At 47.2% G+C, this 20,919-nt stretch carries 25 protein-coding genes and 1 pseudogene; 19 read left to right on the top strand and 7 right to left on the bottom strand.

Annotated features, from left to right (window positions below):
* The first annotated feature begins 59 nt into the window (after positions 1-59).
* The 6 genes from H615_RS0118900 (at position 60) to H615_RS0118870 (ending at position 6,168) form a co-directional block, all read left to right on the top strand.
* The gene (locus tag H615_RS0118900) at positions 60-1,067 is read left to right on the top strand and encodes a TIGR00341 family protein (RefSeq protein ID WP_244877777.1); all 1,008 of its coding nucleotides are present in this window, start codon (positions 60-62) and stop codon (positions 1,065-1,067) included.
* Between the two features lie 249 nt (positions 1,068-1,316).
* The gene (locus tag H615_RS0118895; protein WP_027956603.1) at positions 1,317-2,147 is read left to right on the top strand and encodes a S1C family serine protease; all 831 of its coding nucleotides are present in this window, start codon (positions 1,317-1,319) and stop codon (positions 2,145-2,147) included.
* A gap of 360 nt (positions 2,148-2,507) precedes the next feature.
* Complete coding sequence (sigI, locus tag H615_RS0118885; RefSeq protein ID WP_027956602.1) at positions 2,508-3,245, top strand: RNA polymerase sigma factor SigI; 738 nt, start codon at positions 2,508-2,510, stop codon at positions 3,243-3,245.
* Positions 3,242-4,228 carry an anti-sigma factor domain-containing protein gene (locus tag H615_RS0118880; RefSeq protein WP_027956601.1) on the top strand — a complete coding sequence of 329 codons (987 nt, stop codon included), beginning with the start codon at positions 3,242-3,244 and terminating at the stop codon, positions 4,226-4,228. Before sigI ends, H615_RS0118880 begins: the two co-directional genes overlap by 4 nt.
* A 125-nt stretch (positions 4,229-4,353) precedes the next feature.
* The gene (locus tag H615_RS0118875; RefSeq protein WP_027956600.1) at positions 4,354-4,743 is read left to right on the top strand and encodes a DUF1499 domain-containing protein; all 390 of its coding nucleotides are present in this window, start codon (positions 4,354-4,356) and stop codon (positions 4,741-4,743) included.
* Positions 4,744-4,746: 3 nt separating this feature from the next.
* On the top strand, positions 4,747-6,168 hold the full coding sequence (locus H615_RS0118870; RefSeq protein ID WP_027956599.1) for a dihydrolipoyl dehydrogenase family protein: 1,422 nt from the start codon (positions 4,747-4,749) through the stop codon (positions 6,166-6,168).
* A 174-nt stretch (positions 6,169-6,342) separates the two neighbouring features.
* On the opposite strand, the gene H615_RS0118865 is transcribed toward H615_RS0118870, so the two are convergent.
* Complete coding sequence (locus H615_RS0118865) at positions 6,343-6,951, bottom strand: TetR/AcrR family transcriptional regulator (RefSeq protein ID WP_027956598.1); 609 nt, start codon at positions 6,949-6,951, stop codon at positions 6,343-6,345.
* A 188-nt stretch (positions 6,952-7,139) separates the two neighbouring features.
* Between H615_RS0118865 and H615_RS21640 the strand changes: the two genes are divergently transcribed.
* Complete coding sequence (locus H615_RS21640; RefSeq protein ID WP_051254770.1) at positions 7,140-7,811, top strand: SDR family NAD(P)-dependent oxidoreductase; 672 nt, start codon at positions 7,140-7,142, stop codon at positions 7,809-7,811.
* A gap of 31 nt (positions 7,812-7,842) precedes the next feature.
* Here H615_RS21640 and H615_RS0118855 read toward each other — a convergent pair whose 3' ends face one another.
* Complete coding sequence (locus H615_RS0118855) at positions 7,843-8,076, bottom strand: YhdB family protein (protein WP_027956597.1); 234 nt, start codon at positions 8,074-8,076, stop codon at positions 7,843-7,845.
* Between the two features lie 185 nt (positions 8,077-8,261).
* Between H615_RS0118855 and H615_RS0118850 the strand changes: the two genes are divergently transcribed.
* From H615_RS0118850 to H615_RS0118815, 8 genes and pseudogenes are all read left to right on the top strand, one after another.
* On the top strand, positions 8,262-8,726 hold the full coding sequence (locus tag H615_RS0118850; RefSeq protein ID WP_027956596.1) for a hypothetical protein: 465 nt from the start codon (positions 8,262-8,264) through the stop codon (positions 8,724-8,726).
* A gap of 110 nt (positions 8,727-8,836) precedes the next feature.
* On the top strand, positions 8,837-9,379 hold the full coding sequence (locus H615_RS0118845) for a YhcN/YlaJ family sporulation lipoprotein (protein ID WP_027956595.1): 543 nt from the start codon (positions 8,837-8,839) through the stop codon (positions 9,377-9,379).
* Between the two features lie 106 nt (positions 9,380-9,485).
* Positions 9,486-9,812 carry a hypothetical protein gene (locus tag H615_RS21635; RefSeq protein WP_027956594.1) on the top strand — a complete coding sequence of 109 codons (327 nt, stop codon included), beginning with the start codon at positions 9,486-9,488 and terminating at the stop codon, positions 9,810-9,812.
* A gap of 12 nt (positions 9,813-9,824) precedes the next feature.
* Positions 9,825-9,980: pseudogene (locus tag H615_RS22445) on the top strand (GNAT family N-acetyltransferase); the annotation flags it as partial.
* Positions 9,981-10,067: 87 nt separating this feature from the next.
* Positions 10,068-11,480, top strand: coding sequence for a SpoVR family protein (locus H615_RS0118830; RefSeq protein WP_027956593.1), 1,413 nt, complete (start codon positions 10,068-10,070; stop codon positions 11,478-11,480).
* A 101-nt stretch (positions 11,481-11,581) separates the two neighbouring features.
* On the top strand, positions 11,582-12,127 hold the full coding sequence (locus H615_RS0118825; protein ID WP_035532710.1) for a hypothetical protein: 546 nt from the start codon (positions 11,582-11,584) through the stop codon (positions 12,125-12,127).
* A gap of 167 nt (positions 12,128-12,294) precedes the next feature.
* Positions 12,295-13,182, top strand: coding sequence for a D-amino-acid transaminase (gene dat, locus H615_RS0118820; protein WP_027956591.1), 888 nt, complete (start codon positions 12,295-12,297; stop codon positions 13,180-13,182).
* Complete coding sequence (locus H615_RS0118815; RefSeq protein WP_242520526.1) at positions 13,183-13,722, top strand: hypothetical protein; 540 nt, start codon at positions 13,183-13,185, stop codon at positions 13,720-13,722. It abuts the gene before it with no gap.
* A gap of 27 nt (positions 13,723-13,749) precedes the next feature.
* On the opposite strand, the gene H615_RS0118810 is transcribed toward H615_RS0118815, so the two are convergent.
* Positions 13,750-14,385, bottom strand: coding sequence for a YczE/YyaS/YitT family protein (locus H615_RS0118810; RefSeq protein ID WP_027956589.1), 636 nt, complete (start codon positions 14,383-14,385; stop codon positions 13,750-13,752).
* A 135-nt stretch (positions 14,386-14,520) separates the two neighbouring features.
* Here H615_RS0118810 and H615_RS0118805 point away from each other — a divergent pair, with 135 nt between their 5' ends.
* Positions 14,521-15,270: a (S)-benzoin forming benzil reductase gene (locus H615_RS0118805; RefSeq protein ID WP_027956588.1), complete on the top strand. Its 750-nt coding sequence runs from the start codon at positions 14,521-14,523 to the stop codon at positions 15,268-15,270.
* On the opposite strand, the gene H615_RS0118800 is transcribed toward H615_RS0118805, so the two are convergent.
* Positions 15,271-15,462, bottom strand: a complete 192-nt coding sequence (locus tag H615_RS0118800; RefSeq protein ID WP_156896530.1) for a hypothetical protein — start codon at positions 15,460-15,462, stop codon at positions 15,271-15,273.
* A gap of 487 nt (positions 15,463-15,949) precedes the next feature.
* The gene (locus tag H615_RS0118790; protein ID WP_027956586.1) at positions 15,950-16,924 is read right to left on the bottom strand and encodes a S66 family peptidase; all 975 of its coding nucleotides are present in this window, start codon (positions 16,922-16,924) and stop codon (positions 15,950-15,952) included.
* Positions 16,925-17,050: 126 nt separating this feature from the next.
* On the opposite strand from H615_RS0118790, the gene H615_RS0118785 reads away from it, so the two are divergent.
* The gene (locus H615_RS0118785; RefSeq protein ID WP_027956585.1) at positions 17,051-17,239 is read left to right on the top strand and encodes a hypothetical protein; all 189 of its coding nucleotides are present in this window, start codon (positions 17,051-17,053) and stop codon (positions 17,237-17,239) included.
* A gap of 48 nt (positions 17,240-17,287) precedes the next feature.
* On the opposite strand, the gene H615_RS0118780 is transcribed toward H615_RS0118785, so the two are convergent.
* Positions 17,288-18,160 carry a DMT family transporter gene (locus tag H615_RS0118780; protein WP_027956584.1) on the bottom strand — a complete coding sequence of 291 codons (873 nt, stop codon included), beginning with the start codon at positions 18,158-18,160 and terminating at the stop codon, positions 17,288-17,290.
* A gap of 114 nt (positions 18,161-18,274) precedes the next feature.
* Between H615_RS0118780 and H615_RS0118770 the strand changes: the two genes are divergently transcribed.
* Entirely contained in the window at positions 18,275-18,589 is a 315-nt protein-coding gene (locus H615_RS0118770) for a hypothetical protein (RefSeq protein WP_242520525.1), read from the top strand.
* Positions 18,586-19,191, top strand: coding sequence for a GNAT family N-acetyltransferase (locus tag H615_RS0118765; RefSeq protein ID WP_244877775.1), 606 nt, complete (start codon positions 18,586-18,588; stop codon positions 19,189-19,191). Before H615_RS0118770 ends, H615_RS0118765 begins: the two co-directional genes overlap by 4 nt.
* A gap of 44 nt (positions 19,192-19,235) precedes the next feature.
* On the opposite strand, the gene H615_RS0118760 is transcribed toward H615_RS0118765, so the two are convergent.
* A complete protein-coding gene (locus tag H615_RS0118760) occupies positions 19,236-20,708 on the bottom strand; it encodes a SulP family inorganic anion transporter (RefSeq protein WP_027956581.1) in 1,473 nt (490 codons plus the stop codon).
* Between the last annotated feature and the right edge of the window lie 211 nt (positions 20,709-20,919).

Genomic DNA, 20,919 nt, shown 5'->3' with positions numbered 1-20,919 from the left:
TTCTCTCTTTGTGGGACATTAATAAAAAATGTGCCGGCAGGGAGGATGGTCTGTTGAATGTGCAGCTGATAGAAGTTTATATCCCGGATAAGCACTTTGAATCAATCAATGAAAAGCTTCAACAATACGATCATCGGTCCTATTGGATTTCCAGCGAGTCTGAAGAGCGCATGCTCGTCCGGATGCTCGCCGATACCAGTGATGTCGAGGAAATCCTCAACTATTTGGAGGGAGTCTCAAACGTCGTTGAAGGATTTGAAACGATGCTGATCCCTGTCCAGACGTACTTATCCAAGGAAACCATCAATGAATCGGTGGAGGAAGAAGGAGAGGAGCAGGAGGCAGAAAAAGCGAAACTGCTGAGAGCGAGCCGTCATGAGCTTATGAATGCAGCAGAAAAAAACAGCAGGATTTCCTGGAACTATTCTCTATTAATCGTGCTTTCAGCGATCGTGGCAACAGTCGGGATCATCAAAGACAGTGAAGCGGTCGTTATCGGTGCCATGGTAATCGCGCCGATGATCGGCCCCGTCATCTCCATTGCCTTCTCTGCCATCCTTGGAGACTATAAGCTGCTCGGTAAGTCTGCTCTGTCTTCCTTATACAGTGTACTCATCGTATTAGCCATATCAATTCTTTTTGGTTATGTGACGGATGCTGGAATGGAAAACAGTCAGTACCTGGACCGGACAAAGGTGACTTTGATCGACATCCCGCTCGGCGTAGCTTCCGGGGCAGCAGGAGCTCTTGCTTTTCTTAACCGGTTGTCCGGGAACCTTGTCGGTGTTATGGTAGCGGTTGCATTACTGCCGCCTTCTGTCGCCCTTGGCATGTCCATCGGTGACGGGGAGTTTGTGTCAGCTTACGGCGCCTTCCTGCTTGTCACAGTCAACATCATGTCAATCATTCTTGCGGCCGTTATGATCTTTTCCATCAGCGGCATTCGTCCCGTCCGATGGCAGGAGGTCCAGAGAGCCAATGTTTCCCGGCCGCTTTCCATTGTTTTTGTCAGCATCATCATCCTTGTCCTGGCCATAGTCATTCTGGAAGGTCAGAAAATTATATAATTGCCGAGCGGGTTTTGAGTGAGCCTCCGGCAGGTTACCGAGGAAAAACATACGTCCGGAGCGTATGTTTTTTTATGGTTCACAGCATGGAAACTGATCTATCAAAAATAATGTCGTATTTCCCGGGAAATGTCCACCGCGTTTTTGCTGGTCGGCTTTTCATCCATAACCGTGATACAATGATGAAGCGGAGAACGCATGAGCAAGATCATGGGCTTCTCTAATTCAAAAGAGTTGGAGGCAAATCCGATGAGTGATCAAGATGAGAAAAAAAGAGACATCATTGATGAGGATTTGTATGAAGAAATAGATGAAGAAGAGTTGTATGATCTCGTGCAGGAAGAAAAGCGGAAAGCACTGGAACGGGATCGTGAAGAAAGGGAACAGCGCAGAGAAAAGCGTCCTTTTCCCAGATGGATTTTCTGGCTGATTGCCGGGGTTATGGTTGTCAACGTAACGGCAGCTCTGCCCAATACCTTTTCCATTCCGGCGGTGGATTTCCTGATGACCTCGGCTCAGTTATCCAATGACGAAACGATTCAAACATACAAAGAGGCCGTCGTCGTTGTAGAAGCAGGGCAGAGTAAGGGCACCGGCTTTGCAGTATCTGAAGACGGGACGATTTTGACGAATCATCATGTCATCGAAGGGGAAAAGCGGATTGCTGTAGCTTTTCCTGAGCAGGGATTGTTTAGTGCTGAGGTTCAAGCCGTTTACCCTGAGGTGGACCTCGCCGTCCTGCAGGCGGATGGGGAGGGAGGCTTTCCCCACTTGGACCTCGCCGCCTCCACCCGGTTTCAGAGGGATGAGCATGTCTATTTCATTGGAAACCCCCTTCGTTTCTCCGGGATCGCTAATCAAGGAAATGTGCTCGGTTATACGGACGTTTCCGGTATGGAGCAGGAGGTTCTCATGCTGGATGCCCCCATCTACCGTGGGAATTCCGGTAGTCCAGTCATCAACGGGGAAGGGGATGTCATCGCCGTCGTTTATGCTACAATGAATGATGAAGACGAAGGACGTGTCGGACTGGCTGTACCGATTGATTATTATTATGAACAGTCAGGAGAGGCTCCATGATTGGAGCTTCTTTTTTAGTTCTAAAGTCCTGTTCCGGTGTGGGAAACTGGATGATAGTTTTGTCATTTGGTGTAGAATACGGTCCCATTGGCGAAAGGTGGATGGAAAAGGGGACGAATGGCCTGAATTTTGAAATGATTATTTAATAAAATGTAAACCTCATGTGGTAGACCAGTCCCCCTTTCTTTGAGTAAAATGGTCATGCTTACATGCAATATCTATGCCCAAAACCCATTCAAACACATACTTCAGGCATATTGGTTGATACAAATCTGTAACATAAATGAAACAATTTATAGATAAACACCCAGAAATAGACGGATTTATACGAAAACATTAGTAGGCTGGAGGTGGTAAAGGTTGATCAAACGTCTTTTTCACAAAAACGACGCCTCCCTGGACGAACAAGTAGCGTCCGCAAAAGAGGGAGATGACGAAGCAAGAAACGAAATGCTCAAGCAGTATCAACCTTTTATCGCCAAAAGTGTTTCTGAAGTGTGTAAAAGATATATAGACCCTGCCAGAGATGATGAATTCAGTATTGGACTGCTCGCTTTCAATGAAGCGATTCAATCCTACTCTTCGAACAAAGGAAGTTCCTTTCTATCCTTCGCCCGTCTTGTAATCAAACGGAAAGTGATCGACTATATCCGTAATGAGCAGAAGCGTCCACCCGTTACCTCTTTGGATGAGGACTTCCATGAGGAGGAACAGATGGAGAATCCATTGGAAATCTCCGCAGCCAGAGAGCGGCATCAATTGGAGACGGAAGCTTGGCACCGCAGGGAGGAGATCCTTGAATTCCAGCAGGAGCTGGAGCGGTACAGGCTTTCCTTTGAAGAATTGATTGAAGTATCTCCCAAGCATCGGGACGCAAGGGAATCAGCGGTACAAGTGGCCCGACTCGTTTATGATGATCACGATCTGCGCGCACAGGTACTTGAAAAAGGCCGCCTTCCCATTAAAGATTTAGTCGACCGTGTGGATGTCAGTAAAAAGACACTGGAGAGAAATCGGAAATTCATCATTGCTCTCGTACTCATTTTTAAGGGGGATTATATATATCTTAAGGACTATTTGAAAGGAGTGGGCATGTGAAAACAGGCATTGTCATGGAGCGTAAGAAAGAGTATATGATTGTCATGACGAATGAAGGCCGCTTTTATCGAGCTGTTACGATTGCTCATGCAGAAGTGGGGACAGAAGTACAGTTTCAATCCATCCCCTCAAGTAAAGCGGCCCGGCAGTGGTCACAGATGCTGCAGTACCGTTATACAAAAGCCGTCGTGGCGGCTGTGCTTTTTCTAATGGTTTTAATTCCCGCATACTCCTGGCATGGCAGCAACCAGGCCTTTGCTTATATAAATATAGACATCAACCCTAGTGTTGAACTTAAGTTGAATGATCGAATGCAGGTGCTCGACATCGAGCCGAACAACGCTGAAGCGGAGGAAATTGTCGCTCTTCTTTCAGACTGGAAGAAGGAAGATGCTTCGGATGTAACAATGGACCTGATTCAAGCGAGCCGTGATAACGGTTTTGTAAATGAGGGGAACCAGGTGCTCATCGGCATCAGCTATCTGGAATCAGACTTTGATCACCAATACTTAGAAGAAATGGAAGGTACGCTGAACGAGGAGTCCAAACAGATGACTGTAGCGGCCTACCTTATTCCGGACGAATGGCGCAGAAAGGCCAAGGACGACGATCTTTCTGTGAATAAATGGATGGCCGAACGGCTCACGGATGAGGAGAATCTGAACGAAGACACAGAGAATATCCCGGAAACCATTGATGATACGGACAAAGAAATCATACAATCCTTTTATCAAAAACCGGCATCTCAAGGTGAAAAGGATACCAGTGAATCTTCTGACGATTTTTCTGATGCAGTCCCTGCCCATCCAAAAGTAGAACCGCAGAACTCCATTGAGCGACAGTCTCCTGGGGGCGATCAGGAAAAAGAACCGGAGCTTCTTCCCGGGAAAGCAGAATTCGACCTTCATCATGAAGACCGGTCTTCCCGCAGTCCCGCCACCAGTAATAATGGGAATGATCCTGTCCCGGAGACCTTACCGTAAAAGGCATGTCCTGTGTTTAAGAAAGTATTCCATGTGACTGAAAACACTCCTGATTTATTGGGGAGTGTTTTTTTATTGTATTTTGAGTGAATATAGAGGTAGTGTGAGTAAAAGGAGGAATAGTGATGAGTAAACCGTATCTGGGTGTAAAAGACGGCCGTCTGGCAGAATGTCCGTCCTCCCCCAATTGTGTGTCCACACAGACCGACCAGCAGGATAAAAAGATGAATGCTCTTCCATTTACCAATGATCTGGAAACCTCTAAGCAGGTCATGAAGGAAGTGCTCCATCAGATGGAGAGAACGACGATTGAAACGGAAACAGAAAATTATATCCACGGCATCGTCAAGTCTAAATGGATGAAATTCAAGGATGATGTGGAATTTTATTTTGATCAGGATGAACAGGTGATCCACTTCCGTTCCGCCTCCCGTACAGGGTATTCGGATATGGGGGTCAACCGGAAGCGGATGAATGGCATCTCAGAACATTACGAAAGCATGAGGAGGAAATAGACGATGGATTATGATTATCAAATTGCGGTGATCGGGGGCGGATCAGGAGGCCTTACCGTCGCCGCAGGAGCTGCAAGCTTCGGTGCAGAAACGGCTCTTATTGAAAGAAAGCCGAACCTTGGAGGCGACTGTCTTCACTACGGGTGCATGCCGTCCAAAGCCCTCATACAAGCTGCGAAAGAGGTTCACACCAGTTCTCACTATCAATCCTTCTCTAATGAGGACTACGATCACCTGTTCAGTGGAGCAATGGAGCGTGTGGCTGAAGCGGTAGAGGATGTGCAGAACCATGATTCCAAAGATCGTTTTATCGATATGGGCATCGATCTGTATGAAGCAGAAGCTGTCTTTCAAGACCCGCATACACTCCGCGTAGGCGAAAAGACGATCACGGCCAAGCGGATTGTCATCGCGACAGGGTCCTCCCCTTTCATCCCGCCGATCCAAGGAGTGGATGAGGTCGATTACTTAACGAACGAAACCATTTTTTCTCTGCGTCAGCGGCCGGCATCCATGGTGGTTATCGGCGGCGGGATTATCGGCATTGAACTTTCCCAGGCCATGAGCCGTCTTGGTGTAGACGTGACGGTATTGGAAGGGAATGATACGATCCTCGCTAATGAAGACGAGGAAATTGCGGGGATCGCCCAACAGACAGCTTCCCGTGAAATGAACATCTTGACGAATGCAAAGGCAGACCGCATTGAGAAGACGCAGACCGGAGTCAAGGTCGTTTATACAAAAGACGGCGTGGAAAACACGCTTGAGGCTGAACAGCTTCTTGTTGCGACAGGAAGAAAAGCGAATACCGGTAGTCTCGGGCTCGAACATGCAGGCGTGGAGACAGAAAAAGGAGCGGTTACCGTCAACGCTTCTTTAAGAACGTCACAGAATCACATCTATGCCGTCGGGGATTGTAACGGGTCCATGCCGTTCACACATGTCGCCGGCATGGAAGGGAAAATCGCCGTGTCCAACGCTGTGCTGGGTCTTTCCCGGAAAGCTTCCTATGAGAAGATTCCATGGGTGGTGTACACGGCACCGGAAATTTATCATCTCGGCTTAACAGAAAAGGAAGCAAAAGAAAAATACGGCGATAAACTGTTGACGTTCAAAACGAAACTGGAAAATAATGACCGGTTTATGGCGGAACGGAATACCACAGGCTTAGTGAAAATCCTGACGACCAGCAGAGGACGCATTGTGGGGGCCCATGCGGTCGGCGAAGGGGCAGGCGAATGGATGCAGGAAGTAGGAACCGTCCAAGCGCTGAATAAAAAGTTCCAATCGATTTCCAACATCATTCACCCGTATCCCGCGCGCAATAATGTCGTATCCCAGACATCAGACCTTTATTGGAGAGAGAAGTTGTTCGGCAGCCGGGTCAATGATTTGATTCAATGGTATGTGAAAAAATGGCGTTAAAAAAAGCTGATATGACATCCGGGCTCTCGGAAAACCGAGGGCTGCCTGCATGTCGGTCTATCATACAGCGGGGCCTTATCGCCTCCAAGATCCTCGTGACATTTCCTTCATGTATTCATGAGGGTGACGATAAAAAAAGCTGTAGAAAATTATTCGACAGCTTTTTTTATGGTTCTATTGATTCAAGTGCTGACTCTGGTCACCAGCCAGCCCATAAAAGAACATATGGGTAATTTCCTCTGTAAAGGCTGCAATCGATTCATCAAACATGTGATCCGTTGACTGCAGAGCTTGATAAAAAGCGTTGATAAAAAACAAAATCGATCGGAAAGAAATATCGGGATGTACGTCTCCTTCTTTTTTTCCCTGTTCAATCAATTCCATTAAGAGCGGGATGGTTTCATTCTGGGTAAACGATTGAACAAACTCCTGAATTCCAGGGTGATCTGTGAGAACGGTTTGTAGAAAGCCTGGGTCCAGATGCAGAATATTTTCTTTCTTTTCTAATATGACATGGTTGATTTTATCCTTGAAGCTCCGGTCAGGGTCCCGTACAATATGCCGAAACTGTTCGAACCGCTCGTAGAAGAACTTCTTTATCGTTTCAAAAACGAGTTCATCTTTACCACCGAAGTAATTGTAAATGGTCACCTGGGAGACCTGGGCTTTTGCTGCGATTTCCTGAATGCTGACCTTCTGTACTCCATATTCAGCGAATAAGGAGAGGGAAGCATCGAGGATGCTGCGCTTTTTTCTTTCCTTCCGCTTTTCAAATCCATTCATCGGCCACACCTCTTCCCGTACATCATACATCGAATTATGAACTGTTTCAATTCATATATTTCAAATCAGAAATTCTATGTGAATCTTCTGTAAATAAGAAGCGGCCACTGGGTATGGTTTGATATGATGAACATATGGAAAAAACAAGTAATGGGAATCACGAAGGTTTTTAAAAAGGGGGAATGGCTGTGAGAAGAAATACCGCAGTCGTCGTAACTGAAGCGGCAGAAGGCATGGGAAGAGAGGCGGCGCTCCAGCTGGCGGCCGAAGGTGCCTCCCTTGCTGTAACCGGTTATTCGGAGGATATTTTTCTATTTAAGGAAGTGTTGGAGCAGAAGGGAGCTGGACGTGTTCTTGCTTTTCAGGCGGACGTCACAGAAGAAAACGATATGGAACATGTTGTCCAGGCTGCCCGGAATGCCTTTGGAAGGGTGGATGTCCTTGTCACCCATGCCTATTTTGAGGACTCCGGTTCTTTGGAAAGCGTCACGGTGGAAGAGTGGCAGCGTACTTATGAGCGGAACGTACAGGGCATTTTCCTTCCCGTCAAGGCGGTGTTTCCAGCTATGAAGCAGCAGAGGTCAGGAAAAATCATTACGGCTTTTCAACACCCTGTCCAGCAGAAGTCTGTCCTTAACTCCTCAGGGTTGGCGGCGGTCGAAGCATTTGTCCACGCTGTCATGGAAGAAGCTGGTCCCTACCAGGTTCAAACGAGTATGGTGCATGTTTCTATCGACACGCAGTCATTGGATGATGTTGAATGGACAAAAGAATGGGCGCGTGCGTTCACAACGGTTTTGGATGATCCATCACCTATGGCTGTCCAGCGAATCAGGAGCGAAGATAAACACGTGAAATGAGAAAACCGCAGAAGCGAATTCTGCGGTTTTTTTATAAGGAAAGGCTTTCCATTGTTGTGGTTTGAGCATGATCGATATAGCTGAGCAGGGCCTCGTGTGAATGGAGGCGGTCTTTGTGCCGGCTCGGGTAATAACAGGCATGCAGAAAGGTTTCAATCTTTTTGGACAAAAGTTCATCATTGGTCCGGACCATAAGGACAAGCAGATCATCCCACTGTCCCCATATCATATAATGGAGAGCCTTATCATAATCGTACGTATTCATCGCTGACACTTCCTTTATGAAAGAAGTGTTTTTAGTATCTCCATCAGCGGTCATCCCCACACTGAAAGATCGTCACAGTTCTTCCAGACTCGACATAAAAATGCGTTTTTCTTCCGCAGATCCATGGAAATTTTGTTATGATGGAATGGAAAGTTTTTGCTATATCTACGGAGGGAGACGTTCGGATGTCGGAGAAACAGCAGCTTTATGCGCACACGGGACTTCTTGCCGCCTTCAGCTTATTCTTATTCCTGAGCTTTGTAACAGCTGAAGCCGACAGTGTCCAGAGAGTCATGATTACGATCAGTGAAGTGATTGGATGTGCATCCCTGGCAGGAGCCGTCATTTCGCTGTATTACATAAAAAGCAGTCAGCGTTTTATGATCCTGGCCATTCTTGCTTTTCTTGTGCCCTGGCTTGTTTATGGGATCGGATATGAAGCGGGATTGGATGGTGATACCTCCTATGTCTGGGTGTGGTTCATCAGTCTGTATCTCCTGCTTGTGGGCGGTTTTATCATCTTAAGGATAAGCTATAAGAAAACGGAGGAAATCTTCAAACTTGTCCCAGCATCTTTAATGTTTGTTAATGCTATTCTTTTCGTATACCTTATCTTTATACATATATGGTGGAGTCTTCCTTTCGTTTGAAAGAAAACCCAGGTCCTACAAGGATCTGGGTTTTCTTATGGTTGATTTTACAACCGCATATTTGCGTTTTGGACACACATACTAAAAGCAATCGGAAAGGAGGAATACCAATGAAAATTAAGACACTTGCCCTTGGGTTATTAGCAGCGGGTTCTCTTGTCGCCTGTCAGGCGGAACAGGAAGCCGGCAATGACGGTAACTACAATGGGGTTGAAAATACAACTTTTGAGCGCGAGGCCGACAACATGTATCAGGAAGGCCGGAAAGCGAATCAATACGACAATGACCGCGGCATGGTCCACAATACGAACTACCATGTAGCTAAAGATGCTGCCAACCGTATTATCAAAAATGTGGACGGGGTGGATCGCGCCTACGTGTTGAAAACCCGTGATAACGCCTACGTTGCCGCTGAACTTGATAATCCAGCAGGAGATAAAAACGAAGTCTCCGATAAAATGGAAAAGCAGATCAAAGAAGCGGTAAAAAATTCCGACCAGGATATCAACAACGTATATATTTCTACAAACCCTGATTTCGTCGACTTGACGAACAACTATGTGGATGATGTTGAAAATGGCGAACCTGTGCAGGGATTTTTCCGTGAATTCGGAGAAATGGTCGACCGCATATTCCCAGATGAACGTTCCTAATGGATACACCAGCTTCCTTTCCGGGAAGCTGGTTTTTTTATGTATAAAGGATGCCTGCCGGTGTTTTCTGTTAAGCTGTAGAAAAACCTATTCTGGAGGGAAGCCTGTGATTCGAACAGCGGAAAGAAATGATGCCGGACGTTACAAAAGGCTGATGGCAGAACTTGAGGGAGAGACAGACTTCCTGCTTTATGGAAGGGATGAACGCACGTGGACGCTCGATCGTGTGGAAGGAATGATTCAGCATTGCAGAGAACAGCAAGGATCACTGCTCCTTCTTTCTGAAGACGAGGGGGGACTGAACGGGCATGTCACGGTATTAGGAGGGTCTGCTCCGAGAAACCGGCATGCGGCAGGGATCATTACAGGGGTGAAGAAAAGGGTGCAGGGGACGGGAGTGGCCGATGAGCTGTTCGATGATGTAGACTCATAGGCGCGGGGCCATGGGATCTTGCGTCTTGAGCTTACTGTGATGGTTCGGAACACAAGGGCTGTCCGGTTTTATGAAAAGCATGGATACATAAAAGAAGGAAGAAAGCAGGGGACGCTGATGGTGGACGGGCAGCTTGTGGATGAATACATGATGGCTAAAATTCTATAGCGGGTGGATATAACATGCCCGTAACCTTCATGTTCGCTCTTTCCTGTTCATATAGTAAGGTAAGCGAAACTGAAGGAGGGGGCATCTTTGAAACCAGATGACCAGAAAAAGCTCGAATACGCGATCCGGGAAATTACGGAAATCGCCAAGGGATTCGGGCTCGACTTTTACCCGATGCGTTATGAAGTCTGTCCTGATGATATTATTTATACATTTGGTGCCTATGGTATGCCGACGCGGTTTTCCCATTGGAGCTTCGGAAAGCAGTATTACAAAATGAAACTGCAGTATGACCTCGGGCTCAGCAAAATTTATGAACTCGTCATCAACTCCAACCCCTGCTATGCGTTTTTACTGAATTCCAACAGCCTGATTCAAAATAAGCTGATTGTCGCTCACGTTCTTGCCCACTGCGATTTCTTTAAAAACAATGCCCGTTTTCAAAATACGAAAAGGGACATGGTTGAAAGTATGGCTGCCACAGCAGAACGGATTGCTGCCTATGATAAGCTCTACGGTAAGGAAGAAGTGGAGTCCTTCCTGGATGCGGTCCTGGCGATCCAGGAACATATCGATCCCTCTCTCGTAAGACCGAAGCTGGCATGGTCGGTGGATGATGAGGAAAGCAGCGGAGAAAAAGCGCTGCTTACGGAATATGATGACTTATGGAACATTGATGAATCGTCATCGGAAGATCAGCCCCGTTTCAAAAAGAAAAAGAAGTTTCCGCCTCGTCCGGAGAAGGACTTGCTCTTATTTATTGAACAGTACAGCCGGGAGCTTGAAGACTGGCAGCGGGATATCCTGACGATGATGCGGGAGGAAATGCTGTATTTCTGGCCTCAGCTCGAAACGAAGATCATGAATGAAGGATGGGCCTCGTACTGGCATGCGAGAATCTTGCGTGAAATGGATCTGACCAGCGACGAGTCGATCGAGTTTGCGAAATTGAACGCAAGTGTTGTCCAGCCTTCCAAAACCCAGCTCAACCCCTATTACTTAGGTTTGAAGATCTTTGAAGATATCGAGGAGCGCTATGACAATCCTTCAGAAGAGATGAAAAAGCACGGCGTCGTTCCAGGGACGGGCCGCGAGAAGATGTACGAAGTCAGAGAGATCGAATCCGATCAAAGCTTTATCCGCAACTATTTAACGAAAGAGCTTGTCCGCCGTGAAGATTTGTACCTGTTCCAGAAACAGGGGCAGAAATATAAGATTACGGATAAAGATCATGAAGCGGTCCGTGATCAGCTTGTCACAATGAGAGTCAACGGTGGCTTTCCCTATTTAACCGTGCAGGACGGAGACTACGTGAAAAGCGGAGAGCTCTACTTGAAGCACCATTATGAAGACGTGGAGCTGGACGTCAGTTACCTGGAGAAGACGCTTCCTTACGTGTATCAATTGTGGGGACGCCCGGTGCATATGGAGACGAAAGTGGAAGGGCGCGATGTCATCTTCAGCTACAGTGGTAAAAAAGTTCAGAAAAAATATGTGTAAGTGTAAAACTGCTCTTGAAAAAGGGCAGTTTTCTTCATGAAAAGGGCGCTGCATCTGCTATAATAAGTAAATAATAAAACGTTTGCAGAAGGGGTGGCATGATGCGTAACGTCCGTCTTGCAATTCTGGGTTTTCTGGCTGTCCTTACGCTTGCGGTCGTGTTTTTCTTTGACAACCGGGAATTGAATGGTCTTACGAAAGACCGCCTGTATCCGATGATGGACGAGCCCAGGCAGCATCCTCAGGCGTTAACGAGCAAAGTCAGTGAACTGGGAAACGGCATCCTTGTTACGAAGCTTTACAGCCGTAATGATTCGACAGGGTTGTATTTCGGGATGTGGTATAGAAACCAAGACGCGCTGATCGAGCTGGAAGACGTGGACTGGCTGTTGGAAGACGGAGAAATTGAATTTCTCGTCAAAGCGGTGGACTCTAATGGAACGACCTATAATGCAGAAACCGAGGGCATTGTGGAAGGCACCTTCTCCACATTCCGCTATGTGCAGTTTGATGACTTTCATTATGATGACACGTTGAAAAACCTTCATGTAGCCTTCTACCCTATGAAAAAGGAAGAAGGAGAACGGACACCGCATCACCTTCCCCTGGTGGAAGCGGATATTGAAATAGAACCAAACATCCAGTAAAGACGGCGCATACCCTGTTGTTAGGAAGGTCTTCAATCCTTCTGTTTCAAGGGTGTGCGCCGTGTATTTTTCGTGATACAGAAAGATTTACAGAAGAAAGAACAAATGGTCCGCGTTTTCTGTTAAACTAGTTCTTAATCTGTAATGGAATGCTGAGGAGGTAAAGAATGACGATTTATAACCATATTTTGACGCAGGATGATTTTGTCGGACAGGATGAGCTGAGCTATCCGTTTGAAGAACGCGGGCTGCAGTTCGGGGATGGTATTTATGAAGTCATCCGTATTTACGGCGGCCGGTATTACTTAATTCATGAGCATGTGGAGCGGTTATATCGTTCCGCAGCAGCTATAAAAATCCAGGTTCCTTATAAGAAAGAGGACCTGTATGCCAAGCTTGACGAGCTGCTTGAGAAAAACCAGGTCACTGGTGATGCCAAGGTTTACCTGCAGATCACAAGAGGATCCGCTCCAAGGGATCATGCCTTTCCTGATGAGATTGAGGCGAACCTTTACGCTTATGTGAAAGATCTCCCAAGACCTGAGGAGAAGTTGAAAAATGGGGTAACCACCATTACACATGATGATGTACGCTGGGACTGGTGCTACATCAAGAGTTTGAACCTGCTTGGAAATGTTCTGGCTAAACAGGCAGCTAAAGAGAAGGACAGTTATGAAGCTATTCTTCATAAAGATGGGGAAGTGACCGAGTGCAGTTCATCCAATGCCTATCTGGTCAAGGACGGAAAGGTCTATACCCATCCAGCTAAAAAGAACATTCTTCACGGCTGTGTAAGGATGCGTGTAGAAGCTTTTTGTCAGCAGGAGAACATCGAATTCATTGAAGAAACATTTTCATTAGAAGATCTGCAGGACGCGGATGAAGTCTTCTTATCCAGCAGTACCTCTGAAGTCATGCCTATTTTAAAAGTGGATGAGCTGATCATCGCCGATGGAAAGCCGGGTCCGGTTACACGGACGCTTCAAAAGTGCTATGAGCAGGATGCAGGACTTCCGGAAGAGGCATGCCTCTTCTCTACAGCAGCAGCGGAATAAATGAAAAACAGCCGGCAGCCGGAAGCGCTGCCGGCTTTCTTTGTGTGCTGTGGTTTTACGTATGCTATAATGCAGATGAAATCAAGGAAAGGGGCGGAAATCGTGCCGAATGTAAAGCTGGATTTAACGCAGGACCAATATGAAAAGCTTGTAGAAGCGGTGTTTCTTGGAACATGGATGGTCAACTCGACAAAAATGGAGCTGGATGAGCAGTTTGAGGACGTCCGGGAAGCCGTTCTGTCAAAATATAAAGAGGGCGGTCTGGAAGACAAGATTACGCACCATGAGCAGCTGGGTGTCCATGATCTTGATGTGGACTATGAATCCAGGCTGATGGATACCCATGTCGAGGAATATGACGAATTCAGCTTCTGGGACAAGCTGGTGGAAAAGCTCTCAGAGAAAGAACTGACGAACATCTATGGTCCGCTTGGCGATAAACTCACAGAAGAGCAGATGGAGAAGCGGATGGAAATCGAGGAAGAAATCGGACGGAAACTTGAAGAAACAGGGGTTACTCACTTAACTTTTGAAAAATAACCTCCCAAAAAAAGCGTGATGAGAGCATCACGCTTTTTGAGCGGCCTGTTTCTCGGAATCTGACCAGAGCCTGGCAATGGGACGGGCCCACTGGAAGGTCCATTGAATAAGCGGGCCGAGCAGAATCGCCACTATCAACGTTCCAAAGCCGACAGGAGCTCCCAGTAAAAAGCCGATCAATGCCATTCCCGATTCGGAAAAGATCCGGATGGAGCTTTTGGACTGATTGGTTTTCTCGTTCATGATCATCATGAAATGATCGAGAGGGATACGCGGGAACGGGGTGCGGAGGTATACCGATATCCCTACAGCTGTGGCGAGGAGGCCGAGGCTGAAGATGCCCCACTGGCCCCACCATACCTGTACATCCAGGTTTTCCAACGATCCGTACAAAAACAGATCAAGGGTGCGGCCGCGCAGGATGATCGGAATTAACGATTCATACTGCGGCCGTTTCCGCTCAAGCCGCGCGTTAACGAGAAGAAGGATGATGAAGGCGGCAATCATCACGCTTCCGACAGTGACTGGTAAATGCATGGACAAACCAACGGCAATGCTGTCCCCCGGCCCTACACCGAGGCCGGATTTTATAATCAGGGCAAGGCCGAGACTCGACACGACCAGGCCCGCAACGTAAATAATGAAGAGAAAGAAATACTTCATGATCGGCTCCTTTGCACGAACACATTTGCTTTGTTCATCATATCGCTTGAAAAGTTCGATGTAAAGCAGAGCCGGCTTTGGAAGAGGGACAGGATCGGTTCCCTCTATCTATGGAAAGAAGAAGGAGGATATGACATGAAATATGCAGTCATTACCGGCACATCCCGTGGACTTGGGGAAGCGGTGGCAGAAAAATTCATGAAGCAGGGCGTCCACGTCTTAGGGATTTCCCGTTCAGGAAATGCAAAACTGGATGCTCTGAATGGGGAGAAAGCTGGAAGTTTTGAGCACATCGAGGCAGACTTGAATGATCCTGCCGATTTGAAGAATGTTGCAGCTGTCGTAAAGGAGAAAGTTTTTCATGAACAGTCGGAATACGTGTACGTTGTCAACAATGCCGGTGTGGTGGAACCGATTGAAACAGCAGGGAATCTTGATGCTGAAGCGGTGCAGAAGCACATGCAGATTAATGTGACAGCTCCGATCCTGCTTATTAATGAACTGCTTCCAGCAGCGTCCGAAGCCAGCGTCAAGCTTGGCATTGTGATGGTTACGTCCGGAGCTGCTGAAAAGAGTATCCACGGCTGGAGTGTGTACAGCAGCTCCAAGGCTGCATTGAATCGTTTTACAGAGACGCTTGCTCTTGAGCAGGAGGGCAGCGGCCATACAATTCTAGCCTTTAGTCCCGGGGTCATGGATACGGATATGCAGCAGGAAATCCGTTCTTCCAGTGAATCCGCGTTTGCCGATGTGGATAAATTCAAAAAGATGAAGGAAGAAAATGTCCTGCGTTCTCCGGAGGAAGTGGCTGAGGTGCTCATGAATCTACTGGATCAGGAAATTACGAACGGACAAGTGTACCGCTTATACGACCTCGTTAACTAACTAAAAACCACCCTTGTACGGGTGGTTTTTGACTGTAGAAAAAGTCTGTGGGTAACCAGTTAGAGTTGTCCATTTGTCGTGTGAAGGGTCACATTCCGCTTGTTGGTGAATGAATGCCGTGGGCACGCCCACAGCTGACGTCGCCTGCCCAAGTGGATCTTCGGCCCGTGCTGTTCCCGCAGGCATCACCACCGAACGCTCCTCGTACCGACGTTAGAATATAGAGAAGAGAGGTTGTGCCCTATGCAGGTGTGCAGATTCAAAAGAACGGCATGGGATGCGCTATGGCCGCTTGCGTGGAAAAGAAAAAGTGAAGGAACAGCGCTGATAACGGCTGCCTGCCGGAGTATGAAAAGATTATCCTCCATCCAGCAAGGGTGAGCTGGGTGAAGGAGAGTCTTTTTCGATGTTAAATAACTCCCAAGGAGCGGTTCCCCTTTCGCTCCTGGCGGTAAGAAAGAAAAAAGCTTGTAAAGAAACAGGGGTTTCTGCTTATATAAAAGGATTTGTCTTTTCGTGGCCCTGTCCCTGATATGTGAATATCCACATCGGCTCACGACGTTCCCGGAGGCGTCACCACCGTGCGCTCCACGTGAGCCCAATAGATCCCGGGGCGGAAAGGGATTGGTGCTCTCCTGGTGGCTGTGGAAAACACCCCGCAGCTTTAAAAAACGGTTTGTTATCCGTGGAGACGGATGTTGACTTGGGTTTTTCCGGCCTGTATTTCTACATATCCTCCGATGGGAAAGGTGAAAATCGGGCTGGTGTGGCCGAAATCAGCTTGAACAATGACAGGGAGGTGAGCAAGCTCCGGTTTGCTTTCAATGACAGCGGTCAGTGTATCAAAATCCATATTTGAAGCCGTTTGGAACCGGCCGATCACAATTCCCTGCACTTGATCAAATCCAGGCTGTTGAATCAGCGACTGCAGGTCGCGATCAAAGGTTTCTGGATTGGAAAGCTCATCATCTTCCAAGAAAAGAACCGTACCGGCAAGCTCCGGCATAAAGGAGGTTCCCTGCAGCAGATTGAACGTACACAGGTTTCCTCCGATCAACGTGCCGGATGCTTTTCCCTCCTGAATGACGACGGGGCCTTGATTAGGGTAAAACGTACGGTCATCTTGATCAAGGTACCACGCATCATCACTCCAATGAGCGGCTGGTTCGATGTCCACAGGATCGTTTGTTGTTAACATGGTCCGGAAATGCTCCAGCGTATAGTCCAGACCTTTTTCCATTCCAAAAGTAGAAAAGTGTGGGCCGCTGTAAGTGACCAGACCTGTTTTATGGTAGATGCTGTTGGACAATGCTGTAATATCCGAATATCCACAGAAAATTTTGGGATGGGCTTTAATTAAATCATAATCCAATCGGTTCAGCAGCTGGTTGCTGTCGTATCCTCCCAATGTTGTAAGCACAGCTTTAACAGCTGGGTCCTTAAAAGCTTCATGAATATCCGAGATTCTGTGTTCCACAGGATTGGAAAAAAGCGTCGGTGCTTCTGCTGCGTACGTACTGAAGCTGGTTGTAAACCCCATGTCTTTGAAGCGCTGGCGAGCAAGCTCCTGCTGTTCGGGAGCGATGATGGACAAGCTTTTGGCTGGAGAGATGACCCGTATTTCATCCCCCTGGTTTAGTTTTTCAGGTATCATCAATAGCCCCTCCTTTTATGAATCATTTAAATATACCAAAGGAAGCGGAAGGTGTCTATAATTTGTTAATATTTTGAATCTTAAAGGGGAGCTGATTCGTAAAGAAGAAAAAAGGGGGGAGAGAACATGTGGGAAACCATACTCGGGCTTGGAGGCGTCCTTATCTTTTTCACCATGGTTTTTGTCTACCTTATACGAAATCCATTAAGGAAGCAGCAAAAGCCAAGCCTGCATCAGAAAAAACGGGATGCCTCGTTCTACGCACCTGGAATCATGGGAGCGGACAGCGGAGATGCAGGAGACAGCGGGGACTGATCCATAGAACAGAAAGGACGGAGCACAGCGGCTCCGTCCTTTTCTTGTTTATGAGGCTTTCGCCTGCTTTTTTGCTTCTTTATTGTTTTTCAAAAACATGTAAAGGGAAGCACCAAATATAGTGAAATAACCAGCAACACTCAGAAGGTCTGGAATCTGGCCGAACAGCAGAATGCTGATCAGGGCCGAATAAACAACCGTGGAGTAAAAGAAGATGGAAATTTCACGGGCTGGAGCGAATTTATAGGCAATCGTCAGACCGAATTGTCCGAGCGTCGCGAATGCACCGGCACCCAGCAGATAGGCCCACTGCCTGGCTGTCATCGGTTCGTAGAAAGCGATCGTGAACGGCAGCAAGGTTACCGTTGTGAAAAAAGAGAAGTAGAACACGATGGTGTAGAATTTCTCTTTATCCCCAAGGACGCGGAGCAGCGTGTAGGCTCCTGCAGCGAATACCGCAGAAAACAGGCCGGCCGCATATGGGATGAATTCAAGTGAAAATGCCGGCTTGATAATAAGGAGCGTTCCTGCAAAAGCTACGGCAATGGCGATAAGCTGGTACGGTCTCGTCCGTTCTTTTAAGAAGATGGCAGAGAAGATAATTAATAAAAACGGGCTCAGTTTATTCAGCATATCCGCATCGGACAACACAAGGTTATCAATGGCGTAAAAGTATAGAACCATCCCGATGGTACCGAGAGCGGACCTGGAAAGCAGAAGCTTTTGATTTTCCTTCTTTCCGAACAGACGCTCTTTATTATAGCGTACAAATCCAAAAGCGATGACAGCGGAAACGAGGTTCCGGAACAGTGTCTTCTGCACGGTTGGAACGTCTCCGGACAGCTTGACTAAGGCAGCCATCATGGAGAAACCGAACGCTGATATGAGCAGTAATACAATTCCTTTGTTACGATTTGTCATGGTTGATGTTCCTCCAGTTGTTCTTAGGTTGTTCAAAAACACCTTTACCATCCTAATACAAATCAAGAGGGATGAAAAGCAGAATTGCTTCAATCCTAAAACCGAAGAGGAGTCGTGTATAATGGAGACAGACAAAATAGAGAAGGGACGATTGGTGTGATTTGTGCTCATCCCGTCATTGTTAAAACACGGACCATCCGTAATAATCAACAGCTTTATGAAGAAAGGGAGGAAAGCCTGGAATTATATGAGGATTCAGTCGTATGCCCGGATGAAACGTTCCAGCTTAAGGACGTCCATGATGTGTCCTACAAGGAATTTTCCCAGGGCTCGGGATTTCTTTACCTTCATACCATGAAAGGCGTGCGGACATTTTTAGTGAAAGAACATCCCCGGGCATGGATGGATGCGTTCAGGACAAACGTATGACGAACACCAGAATACCGTTTGATCTGACTCCGTCGGATGATCGTGGGATTCAGGTAACGGCAGAAGGGAGGCGCCTCTATCTCCGTGAGGTTCTCCCGGAAGACTGGGAGGAATTCCATCCCTACGCTTCAGATCCGGATACCGTTAAATACCAGCCCTGGGGGCCGCACACAGAAACAGACAGCAAATTTTTTGTCCGTCAGGTCCTGATTGACGCCAGGCAGAAACACCGCTCGCGTTATGTATTTGCGGTTGTGGAAAAGGCCGCAGATCAGGTGATTGGAAATATTGAGTTGAATATCAAGGACTGGGATGGTGTCGGTGAAATTGGATTTATCATTCACCATCATTACTGGGGACAGGGATACGCGACAGAAGCCTGTCGTCTGATGCTGGCGTACAGTTTTGACGTGTGCGGTCTACATCGCGTTACAGCACTGAGCAGTCCGGAAAATAAAGCGTCCCAGCGGGTGCTCGAGAAAATCGGAATGGTTAAAGAGGGGACGCTGAGGGAGGATATTTTTGTGAAAGGCGCTTGGAGGGATTCGTCCGTCTACGCGGTTCTCCGGAGTGAGTGGAAAAAAAGAAAAAGCAGGCATTGATGTACATCAATGCCTGCTTTTCACTTTGCAGCGGATTCTTCTGTTTAATGATTGGATAGGGAAGCATCCGCTTTATGATGGACCGCCAGCTTTTTGACAAGCTGGGAGCTGTCTTTGTTGAGCCCGGCGATTTCTACTTCTTTGTCCTGTTCTCTGAACTTCAGGACAAGTTTATCAATCGCAGCTACGGCTGAGTCATCCCATACATGGGCATCAGTGAAATCAATCCGGACCGTATCGGCTTTTACATTAAAGTCGAAATGCTTCAGCAGGCTGTCCGTTGAAGCGAAAAAGACTTGTCCGGATACGTGATAAACAATCCTGCTTGTTGTTTCTTCAACATGTTCTTCGACGTGGACTTTGGAAATCTTGGACACAAAGAAGATAGCGCTCAAGATGACACCAGCCAGTACGCCTTTGGAAAGGTCATGGGTGTAAACAACGGTTCCAACGGTCACTACCATTACGACCGTGTCTGTGACCGGTGTTTTATGAAGTCTCGTCAAGGCACTCCAGTCGAAGGTTCCCACGGACACCATGATCATAATACCGACAAGCACAGCCATTGGAATCTGTACAAGAAGATCATTAAAGGCAATAATCAATGTCATCATGAAGACACCGGCCACCAGTGTGGATAAACGGCCGCGTCCTCCTGAGGATACGTTGATGACCGATTGTCCAATCATCGCACATCCGGCCATTCCGCCGAACAGACCGGAAACGACGTTGGCCATGCCCTGTCCGCGGGCTTCTTTGTTCTTATCACTTACAGTATCTGTCATATCATCGACAATCTGAGCTGTAAGCAGTGACTCAAGAAGTCCTACAAAGGCGAGAGCCAGCGATATCGGGAAAATGATCTGCAGCGTCTCAAAGTTTACTGGAATATCAGGTACAAGGAAGATTGGAAGCGTGCTTGATAGTTCTCCCATATCTCCAACGGTCTTAAACCCGGCTCCTGTTGTTACGGCAATAATCGTCATGACGACGATGGCAACAAGCGGAGATGGGACAGCTTTTGTAAACCTTGGCAGAAGATAAATGATAGCAAGAGACCCGGCAACCATGGCGTACATAGCAAGTCCTGCGCCATCAAAGTGAATCAGCTGGGACGAGAAAATCAAGATGGCCAGGGCGTTTACGAAACCGATCATCACCGATCTCGGGATGAATTTCATGAACTGTCCGATTCTTAAGGCACCAAGAATAAACTGCAGGATACCTGTCAGAATAGTGGCGGCCAGCAGGTATTCAAGTCCGTGATCCTTCACAAGCGTCACCATAAGCACAGCCATCGCTCCTGTTGCGGCCGAAACCATTCCAGGCCGTCCCCCTACAAAAGCAATGACAACAGCGATACAGAAGGAAGCGTACAATCCTACCATGGGGTCGACTCCAGCGATGATAGAGAAAGCGATCGCTTCAGGAACAAGGGCCATGGCGACGACCATACCTGAAAGCACATCGTTTTTTACGTTTCCAAACCATTGTTGTTTTAATGTTTGTGTGTTCAATTGCGCACCTCTCTCTTAAATTTTGTCTGTATTACCCTTGGCAATACGTAATTCCGGCAAGAACGTTCAGATTATATCACCTATCGAAGGATTAACATAACCCCATGTAAGCGCATAAATAAACTTTTTTCTCTTTTATTCTTCAAATATCTCTATGAAACTCTTATTTGTCTGTAGCCGTAATTTTTTCTGAAGCGGGGGTTCCAATATA

This window comes from Halobacillus kuroshimensis DSM 18393, from assembly GCF_000425705.1.
GTDB classification, from domain to species: domain Bacteria; phylum Bacillota; class Bacilli; order Bacillales; family Halobacillaceae; genus Halobacillus; species Halobacillus kuroshimensis.
The sequence above is the reverse complement of the archived record's forward strand: the minus strand, read 5'-3'. Positions and strand labels throughout refer to the sequence as shown.

What these genes read in the sequence shown, in the direction of transcription:
- H615_RS0118895 (WP_027956603.1), top strand. Translation starts at nt 1,317, where the DNA reads ATGAGTGATCAAGATGAGAAAAAAAGAGACATCATTGATGAGGATTTG.
- H615_RS0118875 (WP_027956600.1), top strand. Translation starts at nt 4,354, where the DNA reads ATGAGTAAACCGTATCTGGGTGTAAAAGACGGCCGTCTGGCAGAATGT.
- H615_RS0118870 (WP_027956599.1), top strand. Translation starts at nt 4,747, where the DNA reads ATGGATTATGATTATCAAATTGCGGTGATCGGGGGCGGATCAGGAGGC.
- H615_RS0118865 (WP_027956598.1), bottom strand. Translation starts at nt 6,951, where the DNA reads ATGAATGGATTTGAAAAGCGGAAGGAAAGAAAAAAGCGCAGCATCCTC.
- H615_RS0118855 (WP_027956597.1), bottom strand. Translation starts at nt 8,076, where the DNA reads ATGAATACGTACGATTATGATAAGGCTCTCCATTATATGATATGGGGA.
- H615_RS0118850 (WP_027956596.1), top strand. Translation starts at nt 8,262, where the DNA reads ATGTCGGAGAAACAGCAGCTTTATGCGCACACGGGACTTCTTGCCGCC.
- H615_RS0118845 (WP_027956595.1), top strand. Translation starts at nt 8,837, where the DNA reads ATGAAAATTAAGACACTTGCCCTTGGGTTATTAGCAGCGGGTTCTCTT.
- H615_RS0118825 (WP_035532710.1), top strand. Translation starts at nt 11,582, where the DNA reads ATGCGTAACGTCCGTCTTGCAATTCTGGGTTTTCTGGCTGTCCTTACG.
- dat (WP_027956591.1), top strand. Translation starts at nt 12,295, where the DNA reads ATGACGATTTATAACCATATTTTGACGCAGGATGATTTTGTCGGACAG.
- H615_RS0118815 (WP_242520526.1), top strand. Translation starts at nt 13,183, where the DNA reads ATGAAAAACAGCCGGCAGCCGGAAGCGCTGCCGGCTTTCTTTGTGTGC.
- H615_RS0118810 (WP_027956589.1), bottom strand. Translation starts at nt 14,385, where the DNA reads ATGAAGTATTTCTTTCTCTTCATTATTTACGTTGCGGGCCTGGTCGTG.
- H615_RS0118805 (WP_027956588.1), top strand. Translation starts at nt 14,521, where the DNA reads ATGAAATATGCAGTCATTACCGGCACATCCCGTGGACTTGGGGAAGCG.
- H615_RS0118790 (WP_027956586.1), bottom strand. Translation starts at nt 16,924, where the DNA reads ATGATACCTGAAAAACTAAACCAGGGGGATGAAATACGGGTCATCTCT.
- H615_RS0118785 (WP_027956585.1), top strand. Translation starts at nt 17,051, where the DNA reads ATGTGGGAAACCATACTCGGGCTTGGAGGCGTCCTTATCTTTTTCACC.
- H615_RS0118780 (WP_027956584.1), bottom strand. Translation starts at nt 18,160, where the DNA reads ATGACAAATCGTAACAAAGGAATTGTATTACTGCTCATATCAGCGTTC.
- H615_RS0118765 (WP_244877775.1), top strand. Translation starts at nt 18,586, where the DNA reads ATGACGAACACCAGAATACCGTTTGATCTGACTCCGTCGGATGATCGT.